Below are 13,817 nucleotides of genomic sequence, written 5' to 3' on the forward strand. Positions count from 1 at the left end.
CAGGGGAGTTTAGTAGTATGAGCGGCGAACAGAATGATTTTATAAGCCAAGTAAATCAAGCGCATAATGCGAGTGAACAAAATTATCAAGAAGCTTACGAGCAGAATGCGCAAATAAAGCATGAAAGTGCGCAGGCTACAGCTTCGCGAGATGAAAAGTTAAGGCGAATAAACTCTTGGCGCGAACAATACAAGTCACAGCTTGCGCCTTCGCCGCTTGAAGACATAACGAAACTTTCCGCACAATTAGAATTAACGCATGCTCACCCATCTGGGATAGCGCAACTTTTTGCGAGTGGAAAAGTAACTCTTCAGGCGTTATTCCGCGATTCTGGAATGTTGCGCGCGGCAGGGCGCAGACTAGACAGGGTTTTTGAAGATAGAGATAATAAGGCGCACGAAAATGGTGTTTCGGAGCTTTCGCTTGTTGTTGGAGTGGCATCGTGGAGCGGTAATCATGTGCCAGTTTTAACATACCCAGTGAGAGTTATTCGAGACTCTGGCAAGGATGAAACATACGCAACAATCTACTTTTCTGGCAATGTGCGCTTAAACCATGCTCTTGTTCTTAGATTGCAAGAGAGAGGCGTGAATCTTAGTGAAGATGCGCTTTTTGACGGCGCAAACTATGAAAGCGGAACACCAGAAACGTCAGCTGTTTTTGATGCAATTTGTGCATCTGCTCGCAGCGTGTTCCCAGATTTTGATATTGAACGAGATATTGTTCTTGGATGTTTTACTGATTCGGGATCCAGATTTTTGGCTGAAAGCGCTCAGATTTTGCAGGCGCTTAAAGTTGGGAATGTTGGAAACACTATGATTGATGCGGTTGCTGGCGATGAGCGTGCGCTTAAAGAGTTGGCAGCAAATGATAGGCAAGAGTATTCTCCTCTAGATGTAGACCCTCATTGTGAATATGAAGTCGGTGATGTAGATAATGTTGTACGTTATGCATCTGGTTTAGCTGCTAATGGCGTTTCTCTGGCTTTAGACGTGGATGCTGGATCTGATTCTGCTTCTATCGCGGCTGCGATTTCTTCACGCTGTGTTCTTGCTGGAAAGTCCATTTTATATGTTCCAAATGTTATGGAACAACAGCGTCGATTCCGTCATGCTCTTAGTGCGAATGAGATTTCTTCGCTTGCGCTAGACGTTTCGGATTCTCACCTTGCGAAACATGTGGATTCTCAGCTCATAGCTGCAGTTGGGGCGCGTCAAAGCGTTGCTTCTAGCCGTTTTGAGCAGGTTTGTGACGAGTTAGTTGGTGTTAAAACTCGCTTAAATCGTTATTTGGGAGACTTGCACGGAGTAGATGAGCGTTGGGGTGTGTCAGCGTATCAGACAATGCAAAATCTTGCTGCTATTGCAATGTTGCCTACTCATCCTTGTACTCATGTAAGACTAGATGTTGCTGCTGCAAGATCGCTTTCTGGTCATTTAGATGAATGGGCGCAAAAATTACATCAAGCAGATGAGCTTGGAGAATTTACGATAAAGCCTGAAGATACCCCGTGGTTTGGCGCGTCTTTGTTCAATGAGAATGAGGCTGTTGCTGTATATCAGCGCGTTGTAGATGTTCTACTAAAGCTTCTTCCTGCAGCACGCGAACATGTTAAATCAACTGTTCAAAACTGCGGTTTTCCTGTTCCCGCTACCGCACGCGAATGGGGTAGACAGGTTACGGTGTTAAAGAATCTTCGCCGAGTTTTAGATGTTTTCCAAGCAGATATTTTTGAACGTGATCTTAGCGCGATGATTGAAGCAAGTAAGCCTAAAGCTGTTCGCAAGCGTGAAGGTACAGTAATGGGCTTCTGGGAGCGTAGACGTCATATTAAAGAAGCTCGTAGTCTTTTGCGTGTAGGAGCTAAAGTAGATGATCTTCATGAGGCTTTGAAGATTGTTGCTCAGCAAGCTGCTCAGTGGCGTACTTTTGTTCCTCATGGAGGGTGGCCTGTGTTACCGCCTAAGTTAGATGAGATTGTTAGTACTCAGGAGCTTTTGGATCGTAATCTTGTAGCTCTTGATGCTGTTCTTTCCACCACGCGTTTGGGTGCTGATCTTGAAAATGTTGAGTTTACTAAACTTGATGAGCGTTTGCAGGCTTTACATGACGATCGTGCTTCCTTAGATACTTTACCTGGTAGGTGTGTGATTGAGCGCGATTTACGCGGTGTTGGTTTAGAAGACCTTGTTTGCGATTTGCGTAGGCGTAATGTTACTGGTTCTGCGTTAGATGGTGAGCTTCACTTGGCTTGGTGGACTACGGTTTTTGAAGATATCGTTAATTCTTCCGCGATTATTTCTAACCAAGATGGTTCGGCTATGCAAGATGCTTCTGACCGTTTTGTTCAGGTAGATACTGAGCATGTGCGCTCTGTGGGGCCTATGGTTCAACAAGAGACTCTAAAACGTTTGTGTGAACTTCTTTTCTCTAGGTCTCAGGAAGCTAATCAGCTTCACACAACTCTGGCAAGTAATAGTTCTGGCGTGACTTTTACCAAATTGATGAATTCTCATGCAGATCTTCTTCTTGCTGCTAAGCCAATTATGGTTGCTATGCCTTCTACTTTGACTATGATGACTGAATTTAAGCCGATTGTAGACATTGTGATCCTTGATTCTGTTGAGCATTTGAGCAATATTGAGCTTCTTAGCATTCTCGCTCGTGCTCGCCAAGTTGTGGTCATTGCTCATAAGAATACGGTAAGTTCGCAGAGTGTTAACGATTTGATTAGTGTTTTGCCTTCTGTACATGTTAAATCTCGTGCTACTAGGCGTTCTCTTCGTCTTGCCAATTTCCTTGAAAATCATGGGTATGGTTCGCTTCGTCACGATGTTCCTGTAGATAGAATGCAAGGTAAAGTTAAGCTTCACCAAGTTGAGGCTTCTGGTGTTCCTGTTATGTCTACTGGTTTGATTGAGAGTAGTCAGAGGGAAATTGACGAAGTTGTTTCCTTGATAAAACAGCGTGCTACGACTTTCACGGTAGTTCCTTCCAGCTATGTTCTTGCAGTTGTAACTCTTACGAGTGTGTTTAGGAATCGTTTAGGAGCGGAGCTTAAGGCTCTTGCTATTAAAGATGAAAATATGAATAGATTCCTTCGCCATGTTCGTCTTGTAGATGCTAGTGAGTCTGTTGGTGCTGCCGCTACGGATGTTATTCTTTCCTTATGCTATGCAAAAACTTCTCACGGTAGGCTTTTGCAACAATTTGGTGTTTTGGAAGAAGAAGGCGGTAAGGGCATACTTCTTGATTCGTTAGCATTAGCTCGTAGAAATTTAGATATTGTTTGCGCGTTTAAATCTAGTGATATGGAAGATGAACGTTTGCATCAGGATGGTCCTAAGCTGCTTAAAGAATTGCTTATTTGGGCTGAGCAGTTGGATGATAGTCCAGTAAATCCAACTGATTTTGATGAAGCAAAACCTGAATATGATCAAGATAAGGCAGAAAATAAGGCAGAAGCTGCAGATGCGCGTGCGGAGGCTTTTGATTCTTCAGTAGACAGTTTTAATAATGTTTTGTTTACTGATTTGGCGGATCGTATTCGCGCTCGCGGATTGTGCGTAGCGGTGAATTACGGATTTGATAAGGAACACAGTATTCCTCTTGTTGTTGGTTTGCCAGATAAGCCTTTTGCTCTTGCTGTTTTAACGGATGATATGAGATTCATGAATATAGAATCAACGCGTGAACGTCATCGCATGTTTGCGCAAGATTTGGAGTATCTTGGCTGGTCTGTTATGAATGTTTGGAGCGTTGGAGCATTCGTAAATCCTGAAAAAGAGGTTGAGCGGGTTGTTTCTAGAATAGGCGAGCTTTATGGTGAAGATCAGTGAGCCGTGATAGGTGAGTGACTATAAGTGAGTGACTATAATCCCAATCGCAGATGTTCTAGAACACATAATCGAGTAGTTCGTAAAGGCTCTGAGCTTTTTGATGCTGATGGCGTTAAGCTGGAGCCTTCGGATTTTCAGACTTTAGACCAGCGCTCTAAAGATGACGATAATCGTATTCTTGGCGAGCTTCCTCCTCATTGGGCAGTTTTTAGTGAACGTGGTAGGTAAAGCTGTTTTATCCTCGTATTGCAATAACCGCAAGGTTTGGAATAATAGATTGTGTATTTATTATCTGTAATGCAGACTCTGCAGGCATGGCTAGTAACGCGTTTTGAGATGAATTGCCTGTTTTGACTACTATTACGTCGTGGATAAAAGAAATGTTTTTATTTTCTTGAACAATGTCATTCTCGTTGTGATCTCCTCTTGAAACTTTGCTAAATGCTATCGAAATATTTTCTCCAATGTTTAAATCTTGGTTGTTGCTTGCCAGTTTTATTGAAATCGTTGTGAATCCTGGTGGAATTTTTGCTTGTTGCGTAATCTGACTAGTAAAGATAGGCATACCATATTTGATATTGCAGGTTGCGATAATAGCATTTTTGATCAAATCTTTGTTAATAACATGATTAAAAACACTGTTTTTGGGCACGTTAACATAAGACAAATCATCTTGTTTAATAAGAGTGCCTTTAGATATATCTCTAATTGCTACAGGTATGATTTGCGTTTCTTGACAGCTCGTAATCATATTTATTGCAATAAGTGTTGCAACGCTAATAAAAAATATGGTAAGCGCATTTAACAAAAGTGCTTTCTGCCTGCGTTTTAAAAGCATGGCTGGCACTTGATTTTCGTGCGCATCATGCGTGCTAGATGTGTTTTTTAATATTGATATCATGCTCATAGAAGCATCATCTAATAAAAGGTGATGCTTCTACAAGATATTTTTGTCAATGTGGTTAAAGGTTATTTTCTATTGTAAATCAGATGATTTTTATACACTTTTCCACAAATTGGTTAATAAGCGAAATTGTTTATGCACATTTCCACAAATTGTTTGTACCTGCTTGAAAAATTATTTATCAGTGCGATAAAATCCGCTACCTTTAAAATTGATTGGTGGCGCAGAAAACACCTTACGAAGTTCTGGTTTTCCGCATTTTGGACACACTGTAATTGGGTCATCTTCAAACGATTGATATTCCGAAAAATCATATCCACATTGCTTGCAACGGTAATGATAAGTAGGCAACGGTTCCTCCGATCTTTATTTCCATCACATATCCTAGCTCATTCCCGCACCGCATGAAAGATGACTTAAAATATATGCAAAAAGATGCAGTAATTTGTAAAAATTTAATGTAATAATTCCTATAATTGCGACACGCCGAATTGATTTTGGCTCTTCACATCCGTAACGCACTTTATATTTATACGTATGGGTTATGAATCGGTGAGTGCGTTAATTGTATTAATCATCATCATAGCCTTAATGTTTGGTTGGTTGCCTAAGCGCACTGTTAACAGCATGAAGTCAATGTTGGAACACAGCGAAGATAGGTATTCACCTTCGCTGCATATTGTGGATGAGCGTAGTGCCTCGCTGTTCCATGAGTGTAGTGGTGCGATGGCGAAAGGGGTTGGAATGCAACCGTCAGAGAAGCGATCGAATAAAAATAAGAACACTAAAAATAAGAGCAATAAGTCAAAGGTGTTAAGAGATAATTTTACTCCGCAACATGTGGCTCGTATTCGTGCTCTTCGTCGCGCTGCGGTTCGTCGTCGCCGTATTTTGGTTTTTTCGCTTGTTTTCTTGACACTTGTGGTTCTTGTAGCTGGTTTGTCTGGATTATATTCTGCTTGGTTCGCTCTTATACCATTCGCTATGGTGTCAACAGTTCTTTACTTTGGCTCTATTGCGGCAAAGCATGCGCGAGATTGGGAAGCGCGCGTTGCTGCTTATAACAAATCTGCTGGAGTGCCGCAAAACTATGGTAAAAAAGGTTATGGCGAATCTAGTGAATCTATTGTGGAACCAGTTTTTGACGCAATTGTCAATTCTGTTGTAGCTCATGAAGAAGAGTATCAAAATTATTCATCAGGTTCTGTTACACAATATTCGTCGAATACTCAAGACAATACAGAAACTTCTGTTATGCAGCAGCGTGAAATTAGTATGGCTTTAGAACGCGTCAATTCGCAGAATGCTAATGGTTATGTATCTGCTGGTAATCAGTCATCGTCTTTGCCTGATGTATCTTATTCTTCTGGCGCGTCTGATTCGTCTGAATCTCATCAAGATTTAATATCTTTCTCGTTTGGGTCTGATTCTACAGAATCTTCTTCAAATGACAAGAATAATGGTCCGTTAAGCTTGGAAATAAAGTCCACTAAGCAGGTTGCTAAGGCAATTTCAGCTAAAAAACCGCTTTCTACTAAAGAAGCTTCCGATAATAATGTGGAACCACCAGTTATTACTGAAGATTCATTAGGAAAAGCTGATTTGCGAGATGTTTTAGCTCGTCGCACCGCATGAAAATAAGTTTAAAAGTAGATTAAAATACACATATTTTTAAAAAATTTTCCAAAATTTTAGCACTCTAGTTGGTAGAGTGCTAAAAACGCGCTATTATAAATCACAGTGCGCGATAGTTTTGACGTGATCGTCAGCCTCGTCAATATTATTTGTGCGAATAGTTACATTTCTCTTAAGAAAGAGGTGGCGACAGTGTCGATTAAGCTCACACCGTTGGAAGATAAGATTATTGTTAAGCAAGCTCAGGCAGAAACTCAAACTGCTTCTGGCTTGTATATTCCAGATAACGCTAAGGAAAAGCCACAACAGGGCGAAGTATTGGCTGTTGGACCAGGTCGTCGCGACGACAAGGGTGAGCGCATTCCTATGGACGTTAAAGTTGGAGACAAGGTTCTTTACTCCAAGTATGGCGGCACAGAAGTTCATTACGAAGGCGAAGATTATTTAATTGTTTCGTCTCGTGACGTTCTTGCAATCCTTGGCTGATTTTTGATTAATTGTTTGCTTGATTGCTTTGCTAATCGCTTGTAATTAATCAAATAATATTTGAATCTATTTAACGCTGAAAATAACGGTTCGCCGCTGTTTTCAGCGTTTTTGCTTAATTTGTTTAAGACGCGACTATTATAAAATCATGGATTACAAACACCGCAGTATTCTAGATAGTTTGCCAAATTACAAGCAAGGCAAACCAGCGCCCGCATTAGACGGCATTCGCGCATATAAGATTTCGAGCAACGAAAACCCATTTGAGCCGTTAGAAAGCGTAAAAGACGCTATTTCTAACCGCGCGCTTGGTGTTATTAATCGTTACCCAAATATGCGTGGAACAGAAGTTGTAGAAGAGTTAGCTAAAAAGTTTAGCGTTACTCCCAATGAAGTTGTGCTTGGCTGCGGCTCCACAGAGGTTATTACGCAGCTCGTAGACTTAGTCGCTGGTCCTGGAGACGAAGTTATATACCCTTGGAGAAGCTTTGAGGCATATCCAATTATTGTTACGGGTGCTGGTGCTACAAGCGTTAAAATTCCTAATCGCGCAGATGGGTCGCACGATGTGGACGCAATGATTGATGCAATTAATGAGCGCACGCGTCTTGTTATTTTGAACAATCCAAACAATCCTACATCCGCGCAACTTTCTGATGAGGATGCTAGAAAGGTTTTGGATGCTGTACCAAGCGACGTTTTGGTGCTTATTGACGAAGCGTATGTGCAATTTAACAACGCAAAAGGCACGGCAGATGGCATGCAACTTTACCGCGAATATCCAAACGTTGTTGTTGCTCAAACATTCTCTAAGGCATACGGTTTAGCTGGCTTGCGCATTGGATACGCTATTGGCGCTGCAGATGTTGTAGACGGCATGAGAAAAGTGGCTGTTCCATTTGGAGTAAGCCAAATTGCACAAGTGGCTGCCATTGCCTCTTTGGAACCTCAAGCGCTTGTAGAGATGAGCAATCGCGTAGATGCGCTTGTTAAGGAGCGTAATCGCGTTGTAAGCGGTTTGCGTGAACAAGGGTGGAATATTGCCGAGCCGTATGCAAACTTCTTCTGGATGCCGTTTGGTGAAGACACAGAGCGAGCTAATCAGCGTTTTGTTGATGCAGGTCTTTCTGTGCGAGCTTTTGCTGGAGAAGGTATTCGCATAACAATTGCGGAAACAGAAGCAAATGACCGTGTTCTTAAAATATGCGAGTCTTTAAAGAAAGATGGTTTTGCGCTTAAATAATCATATTTTTGACTGCATTTAGATGCGGTTTTTGCCTTTCGGCGTGTCTTAATCTTGCATTAGTCTCGCGTTCGTGGCAAAATAACAAAGTTGCCGTTTGGAGATATTCTTCTCCGTTCGGAAACATTGGCGGGTTACCAGAGCGGCCAAATGGGACTGACTGTAAATCAGTTGCTTCGTGCTTCAGTGGTTCAAATCCACTACCCGCCACGCCTCGATAGCTCAGTGGTAGAGCACTTCCTTGGTAAGGAAGAGGTCGTGAGTCCGATTCTCACTCGAGGCTCTCTGGCGGGGTAGCTCAGCTGGCTAGAGCGTACGACTCATAATCGTAAGGTCAAGAGTTCGAGTCTCTTCCTCGCTACAATGGCCAGCAGGAGTTGGTCAACACACAACATTCTAGAGGTGAACGAAATGGCAAGTAAGAGCGCAGACATCCGTCCAGGCATTACGCTTGCATGCACGGAGTGCAAGGAGCGTAATTACATCACGACGAAGAATCGTCGTAATACGCCTGATCGTCTCGAGTTGAGCAAGTTCTGCCCACGTTGCGGCAAGCATACTCTCCATCGCGAGACTCGCTAAGCGAGTGAGCTTCGGCGAAGTTTTGTAGCTTTATTTACCCCGCGTTTTGCGGGGTTTTTTGTTATTTAGTGCTGTTAGGATTAGGCATATGAGTATGCAATCATCCTTATCGAAATCTGATAATCCAACTTTCGCAGACCTTACAACAATTGGGGTTGGGGGTAGTATTGCTCGTTTTGTAGAGCCTAATAGCAGGGTGGCTGTTATTGAAGCTGTAGAAGATGCCGATTGTGCGGGATTGCCATTGTGTGTTATTGGTGGTGGATCTAACATGCTCGTTAGCGACGAGTTGTTTAACGGAGTTGTTGTGCGCGATGCTCGGCGTGAAATTTGTGTTTTAGATGAGGCGGCTCCTAGCGAAGATGGCGTTGATAAGGATAGTGGAGATTGTTTAGTTCACGTTAGTGCAGAAGCAGGATGCAATTGGGATGATTTTGTATCGCATACGATTCAGCTTGGCTTAGAAGGAGTAGAAGCGCTATCTGGTATTCCTGGAACTGTTGGGGCATCTGTTGTGCAAAACATTGGCGCATATGGTGCGGAAGTGGCGCAAAGCGTTGAATGTGTAGAAGTTTGGGATCGTAAAGATAAAACAACTTTTTATATGAATCTTGCGGATCTTAAGTTTGGATATCGCACGTCTGTTCTTAAAAAAAGCATGTATAAGGCGCCTGGTGTTGCTGCCGATTGCTTCTTCCCAACGCCTAGATATGTTGTTTTATCTGTTACTTTTTGCTTAAAGCATTCAAAAACGGGTGTTGTGGCTCATTCTCAGCTTGCTCACGCGCTTGGCGTGCAAGTTGGCGATAGGATGGAAACATCTAAGATTCGTCGCGAAGTTTTGCGCGTTAGAGCGTCTAAGGGCATGCTTGAAGATGCTATGCGTTACGCAAATAAGTGGATGTGCTACGCAAAAAGCGAGAGCGGTGTTGAGTCTGCGATTAGTCTTCAAAATGAAGACTATGTTTGTGGAGATTTGTTAGACGGCGATTCTAAGTATGCCGATCGTCATAGTTGTGGAAGTTTCTTTATGAATCCGATTTTGACAGAATCTCAGGCAGATTTGCTTCCAGAAGGCGCTCCGCGATTTGACGCCACTTTGCCAGATGGATCTAAGGGTGTTAAGACTTCTGCCGCATGGCTTATTGATCATGCAGGATTCCATAAAGGATTTAGGCTTACGCAAAACAATGGTATAAAAAGTGAAGCTGGGTTGTCTTCTTTGCATACTTTGGCATTGACCAATCGCAATAACGCAAAATGCAAAGATATTGTTGATTTAGCGCGCAAAATCATAGATGGTGTTTATGATTCTTTTGGCGTAAAACTTGTTCCAGAGCCTGTTCTAATCGGCATTAACTTAGATTGTTAATGTAAGTTGTTAACACAAATTTAGCATAATTTAACATAATAAATCGCGATTTATGTTGTGATTTTCCGCTGAACACAGTACTATGCTCTTTTAATATCGTAAAAATTATTGTTTGATGGCACTTAATGTGTGTTGAACTGTATTTTTTGCTATTAATAACATATATACCCTTATATGGAATGTTTTAGACGTAGTTTTAGAGAAGGTTGGATTATGCAAATATGGAGAAAAAAGTCTGTTGAACAGACTATTGCAGAAACAATGGATGGTGATCGCCATCTTAAGCGTACGTTAAATGCATGGGATTTGGCAGTTATGGGAGTAGCTGTGGCTGTTGGTGCTGGCATCTTCTCCGTTGGCGCTCAGGCTGCAGCGTTCCACGCAGGTCCTGCAGTTATTATTAGCTTTATCATCGCTGGTATTGTTTGCGGAACGGCTGCAATGTGCTACGCTGAGTTTGCTTCGATGATTCCTGTTGCTGGTTCTGCATACACCTTTACGTATACCACAGTAGGCGAGCTTATTGCTTGGATTATTGGTTGGGATATGATTCTGGAAATGCTTATGGCAGGATCCGTTATAGCCAAATATTGGGGCGTTTATCTTAACGATTTAATGCACTTGTTTGGTCTTAATGTATCTACTTCTGTAAAGCTGGGTAATTTTACTTTCGATTTTGCTCCAGTAGTTATCGTTGCATTCTTTACGATTATGCTTGTTGTTGGAACAAAGCTTTCTGCTCGTTTTGATGGCGCTTTAACAATCTTGAAGATTGGTATTGTTCTGTTCGTTGTTGTTGTTGGATTCTTCTACATTAAGGCTTCTAACTTCACTCCATTCGTTCCACCTGCAACAGATGTTGCTAGCGTTAAGGGAATCCACGTTTCTGGCACAATGAGCCAGCCGCTTTGGCAATGGCTTACTGGCATGCAGCCAGCTGTTTACGGTGTTACTGGTATTCTTTCTGGCGCAGCACTTGTGTTCTTTGCATTTATTGGATTCGACGTTGTTGCAACTACGGCAGAAGAAACTAAGGACCCACACAAGAACATTCCTAAGGGCATTGGTCTTGGTCTTTTGATTGTGACTGTTCTTTACATTCTTGTTGCTGTTGTTACAACTGGCATGGTTTCGTACAAGGATTTGGCTAAGCAAGAGGCTCCTTCTCTTTCTACAAGCTTTGAGCTTGTAGGCGCAACTTGGGCAGCAAAGATTATTTCTCTTGGCATTGTAATCGGCTTAACAACTGTTGTTATGGTTCTTCTTCTTGGTCTTACGCGTATCGTGTTTGCTGTGAGCCGCGATGGTCTTCTTCCTCGTAGCTTCTCTAAGGTTAGCAAACGCGGCATTCCTGCACGTATTCAGATTGTTTCTGGCATTGTAGTTGCTATAATCGCTTCTACATTAGATATTGGAATTCTTTCTGATATGGTGAATATCGGTACGCTTTCTGCATTCTTGCTCGTTTCTGCTGGTGTTCCAATTATGCGTATGCGTAGACCAGATTTGCATCGATCCTTTATGGTTCCATGGAATCCAGTTTTGCCTATTTTCGCTGCGCTTTCTACATTCTGGCTTATGCTAAACCTTTCCGTGCTTACATGGATTCGTTTTGCGATTTGGCTCGCGATTGGCTTTGCAGTGTACTTCGGCTATTCCTACCGCAATTCTTTGCTTGGAAGGCAGTTACGCAAGGCTAAGAAGCTTGGTGTTCCAGTAGAAACCTTGTTTGTTCAAGATGCTGTTGCAGCTGAAAAGATGGCTCAGGGAGAATCTGAAGACCAGGCTCGTGCAGAAGCTGCTCAAGAGACAGGTAATAATTGATTATAAAATCTTGAATTAAGATATTATCTTATTTTTAGATTTATTGATTCTAATCACGTTGAGTCGGCATGCGGTTTTACGCGTGTCGACTCAATTAGTTTTGCGCGCCGTGTTTGCACTATAATAGAAAAGTTAAATTGTTTCATTAGAGCAAAAGAATGCAGAAGGGGGGGCGTTTGTTATGCCTTATGTTATTGCAGAACCTTGTGTTGACGTTAAGGATAAAGCTTGTGTTGACGAGTGCCCTGTTGATTGCATTTATGAAGGCGATCGTACGCTTTATATAAACCCTAATGAATGTGTTGATTGTGGTGCTTGTGAACCAGCTTGTCCTGTAGAAGCCATTTTCTACGAGGACGATGTTCCAGAAGAGTGGGAATGGTATAAAGACGCTGCAGTAGAGTACTTTAACAAACTTGGTGATTTAGGTGGAGCGCAAGAAGCTGGTCCATCTGGCTGGGATGAAGATCGTGTAGCTGCTCTTCCTAAAAGAGATGCTTAAATACCTAGTTGCGCCGCATTGTTTCCATATTTTTCTCTTACAGCATCTAAAACATGTTCTGCGTGACTTATTCGTGCATAAGTATTTTTTACTGCGTTTTCTCTAATTGATGTTGAATTTTTGTATGTATCGTTGTTTATTACGGTTTCTCTTTTGCTTTCTTCAAGAATGTCATTAATAGTTGGCTGAATGAAAGTTTTGCTGCATTTCACAAGATTACTAGCGCTTACTCCTGCCAGCCTAACTGGGCTTAATAAGCAAATATTATTTCCGCCTAATTTATGATTGTGTACTATAGGGTCTGCATCCATTAACAATGAGTCAACGTGCTTATATAATTCATGGGAAGAATCCGTTGCGTTTCTTAACGTTTTAGATCTAGTAACATAGTGCAAATCGCTGAATCGTAGCTTTAACGTGACAGTTTTGGTTGCCATATTGCGTTTGCGTAGTTCTTGCGCCACGTCATTGCAGCAGTGCCTGATCAGGTTTTTCACTGCTGCAATATCCGTGGTGTCAGAATTGAGAGTTTGTTCTGTACCAATGGATTTTTCTGGAACATGGGGCATGACCTGCCGATTATCGATTCCGCGCGAAGTGTTATAAAGCATTTGTGCAACAATCTTAGAGCCAGCAATTCGTTCCAGAGTCTTTTCATCTATATTTCTTAGTGTTTCTATACTATTTATTCCCCATGCTGCTAGCTTTTTTGCCAGAGCTGGTCCAATTCCTGGTATTGCTCGTAATGGCATTATTGACACAAAGTCAGCGTTGCGGTTCTGGGGGACAACCAGCATTCCATTTGGCTTTGCATTTGTTGATGCCATTTTTGCTATTAATTTATTGGATGCTATTCCCACTGAGCAGGTGATATGAAACTTACGCGCGACTTCGCTTCGTATCCATTCGCCTATAACAATAGGCGAATGCCAGCGTAAAAGTGCGGAGTTAACATCCATATAACATTCGTCTACAGAGACTCGTTCAACCCTATCTGTGATTTTTGAAAAAACCTCCTTAAAAATCCTAGATGAAATGGAAACGTAGTATGGCATATCTACCGGCAAGAAAATGCCATTAGGGCACAAGCTTCGTGCTCGCGCTGTAGGCATAGCTGAATTCACGCCATACTTACGTGCCTCGTAGCTGGCTGCCGAAACTACGGAGCGCGAGCCTGTACCAATAATCACAGGTTTACCAAGTAACCTAGGATTACGCGCCACCTCGAGTGATGCGTAAAACGCATCCATATCGATATGAAGTATTGTGCAACCAGACGTGTCATGCCCCCAGTCGCGTTTAGCTGCTGTAACTCGAGGTGCTGTGCTCATGGATTTATGGTAGAACAAACGTTCGATTTTATCTATAGTGTGTCGCAATAAATTTTACGAAAAATATAGTCAAAATATGCAAATATAACTACTGCCGTG

12 protein-coding genes and 3 tRNA genes are annotated in these 13,817 nt (G+C 42.1%); 12 read left to right on the forward strand and 3 right to left on the reverse strand.

Features of this window, described 5'->3' with window-relative positions; genetic code table 11:
* Nucleotides 1-17: 17 nt before the first annotated feature.
* On the forward strand, nucleotides 18-3,839 hold the full coding sequence (locus tag HXT55_RS01430) for a helicase (RefSeq protein WP_174190785.1): 3,822 nt from the start codon (nucleotides 18-20) through the stop codon (nucleotides 3,837-3,839).
* Between the two features lie 24 nt (nucleotides 3,840-3,863).
* Complete coding sequence (locus HXT55_RS01435) at nucleotides 3,864-4,067, forward strand: hypothetical protein (RefSeq protein ID WP_004114310.1); 204 nt, start codon at nucleotides 3,864-3,866, stop codon at nucleotides 4,065-4,067.
* Between the two features lie 7 nt (nucleotides 4,068-4,074).
* Here the strand turns inward: HXT55_RS01435 and HXT55_RS01440 are convergent, their stop codons facing one another.
* Both HXT55_RS01440 and HXT55_RS01445 read right to left on the reverse strand, forming a co-directional pair.
* Nucleotides 4,075-4,746 carry a hypothetical protein gene (locus tag HXT55_RS01440; RefSeq protein ID WP_014554343.1) on the reverse strand — a complete coding sequence of 224 codons (672 nt, stop codon included), beginning with the start codon at nucleotides 4,744-4,746 and terminating at the stop codon, nucleotides 4,075-4,077.
* A gap of 171 nt (nucleotides 4,747-4,917) precedes the next feature.
* Complete coding sequence (locus HXT55_RS01445; RefSeq protein ID WP_004114314.1) at nucleotides 4,918-5,094, reverse strand: FmdB family zinc ribbon protein; 177 nt, start codon at nucleotides 5,092-5,094, stop codon at nucleotides 4,918-4,920.
* Nucleotides 5,095-5,334: 240 nt separating this feature from the next.
* Between HXT55_RS01445 and HXT55_RS01450 the strand changes: the two genes are divergently transcribed.
* The 10 genes from HXT55_RS01450 to fdxA all read left to right on the forward strand — a co-directional run bounded on the left by HXT55_RS01450 (nucleotide 5,335) and on the right by fdxA (nucleotide 12,387).
* Nucleotides 5,335-6,378, forward strand: coding sequence for a hypothetical protein (locus HXT55_RS01450; RefSeq protein WP_004114317.1), 1,044 nt, complete (start codon nucleotides 5,335-5,337; stop codon nucleotides 6,376-6,378).
* Between the two features lie 192 nt (nucleotides 6,379-6,570).
* Nucleotides 6,571-6,864, forward strand: coding sequence for a co-chaperone GroES (gene groES, locus HXT55_RS01455; RefSeq protein ID WP_004114319.1), 294 nt, complete (start codon nucleotides 6,571-6,573; stop codon nucleotides 6,862-6,864).
* A gap of 148 nt (nucleotides 6,865-7,012) precedes the next feature.
* Nucleotides 7,013-8,107 carry a histidinol-phosphate transaminase gene (hisC, locus tag HXT55_RS01460; protein WP_421792284.1) on the forward strand — a complete coding sequence of 365 codons (1,095 nt, stop codon included), beginning with the start codon at nucleotides 7,013-7,015 and terminating at the stop codon, nucleotides 8,105-8,107.
* 128 nt (nucleotides 8,108-8,235) lie between these two features.
* A tRNA-Tyr gene (locus HXT55_RS01465) sits at nucleotides 8,236-8,317 on the forward strand.
* A gap of 1 nt (nucleotide 8,318) precedes the next feature.
* A tRNA-Thr gene (locus HXT55_RS01470) sits at nucleotides 8,319-8,390 on the forward strand.
* 4 nt (nucleotides 8,391-8,394) lie between these two features.
* A tRNA-Met gene (locus HXT55_RS01475) sits at nucleotides 8,395-8,468 on the forward strand.
* A 50-nt stretch (nucleotides 8,469-8,518) separates the two neighbouring features.
* A complete protein-coding gene (gene rpmG / locus HXT55_RS01480; RefSeq protein ID WP_004114322.1) occupies nucleotides 8,519-8,689 on the forward strand; it encodes a 50S ribosomal protein L33 in 171 nt (56 codons plus the stop codon).
* Nucleotides 8,690-8,777: 88 nt separating this feature from the next.
* On the forward strand, nucleotides 8,778-10,061 hold the full coding sequence (locus HXT55_RS01485; RefSeq protein ID WP_048730710.1) for an FAD-binding protein: 1,284 nt from the start codon (nucleotides 8,778-8,780) through the stop codon (nucleotides 10,059-10,061).
* A 213-nt stretch (nucleotides 10,062-10,274) separates the two neighbouring features.
* Complete coding sequence (locus HXT55_RS01490; RefSeq protein ID WP_415690781.1) at nucleotides 10,275-11,885, forward strand: APC family permease; 1,611 nt, start codon at nucleotides 10,275-10,277, stop codon at nucleotides 11,883-11,885.
* A 181-nt stretch (nucleotides 11,886-12,066) separates the two neighbouring features.
* The gene (gene fdxA / locus HXT55_RS01495) at nucleotides 12,067-12,387 is read left to right on the forward strand and encodes a ferredoxin (protein ID WP_004114327.1); all 321 of its coding nucleotides are present in this window, start codon (nucleotides 12,067-12,069) and stop codon (nucleotides 12,385-12,387) included.
* On the opposite strand, the gene dinB is transcribed toward fdxA, so the two are convergent.
* Nucleotides 12,384-13,718 (reverse strand): DNA polymerase IV, encoded by a 1,335-nt coding sequence (gene dinB, locus HXT55_RS01500; protein WP_004114328.1) that lies wholly within the window; start codon nucleotides 13,716-13,718, stop codon nucleotides 12,384-12,386. The two genes, fdxA and dinB, sit on opposite strands and share 4 nt — an antisense overlap.
* Nucleotides 13,719-13,817: the final 99 nt, after the last annotated feature.

Origin of the sequence: Gardnerella sp. KA00718 (assembly GCF_049244285.1) — a bacterium.
GTDB lineage: Bacteria > Actinomycetota > Actinomycetes > Actinomycetales > Bifidobacteriaceae > Bifidobacterium > Bifidobacterium vaginale.

What these genes read in the sequence shown, in the direction of transcription:
- HXT55_RS01430 (WP_174190785.1), top strand. Translation starts at nt 18, where the DNA reads ATGAGCGGCGAACAGAATGATTTTATAAGCCAAGTAAATCAAGCGCAT.
- HXT55_RS01440 (WP_014554343.1), bottom strand. Translation starts at nt 4,746, where the DNA reads ATGAGCATGATATCAATATTAAAAAACACATCTAGCACGCATGATGCG.
- HXT55_RS01450 (WP_004114317.1), top strand. Translation starts at nt 5,335, where the DNA reads ATGTTTGGTTGGTTGCCTAAGCGCACTGTTAACAGCATGAAGTCAATG.
- hisC (WP_421792284.1), top strand. Translation starts at nt 7,013, where the DNA reads ATGGATTACAAACACCGCAGTATTCTAGATAGTTTGCCAAATTACAAG.
- rpmG (WP_004114322.1), top strand. Translation starts at nt 8,519, where the DNA reads ATGGCAAGTAAGAGCGCAGACATCCGTCCAGGCATTACGCTTGCATGC.
- HXT55_RS01485 (WP_048730710.1), top strand. Translation starts at nt 8,778, where the DNA reads ATGAGTATGCAATCATCCTTATCGAAATCTGATAATCCAACTTTCGCA.
- HXT55_RS01490 (WP_415690781.1), top strand. Translation starts at nt 10,275, where the DNA reads ATGCAAATATGGAGAAAAAAGTCTGTTGAACAGACTATTGCAGAAACA.
- fdxA (WP_004114327.1), top strand. Translation starts at nt 12,067, where the DNA reads ATGCCTTATGTTATTGCAGAACCTTGTGTTGACGTTAAGGATAAAGCT.
- dinB (WP_004114328.1), bottom strand. Translation starts at nt 13,718, where the DNA reads ATGAGCACAGCACCTCGAGTTACAGCAGCTAAACGCGACTGGGGGCAT.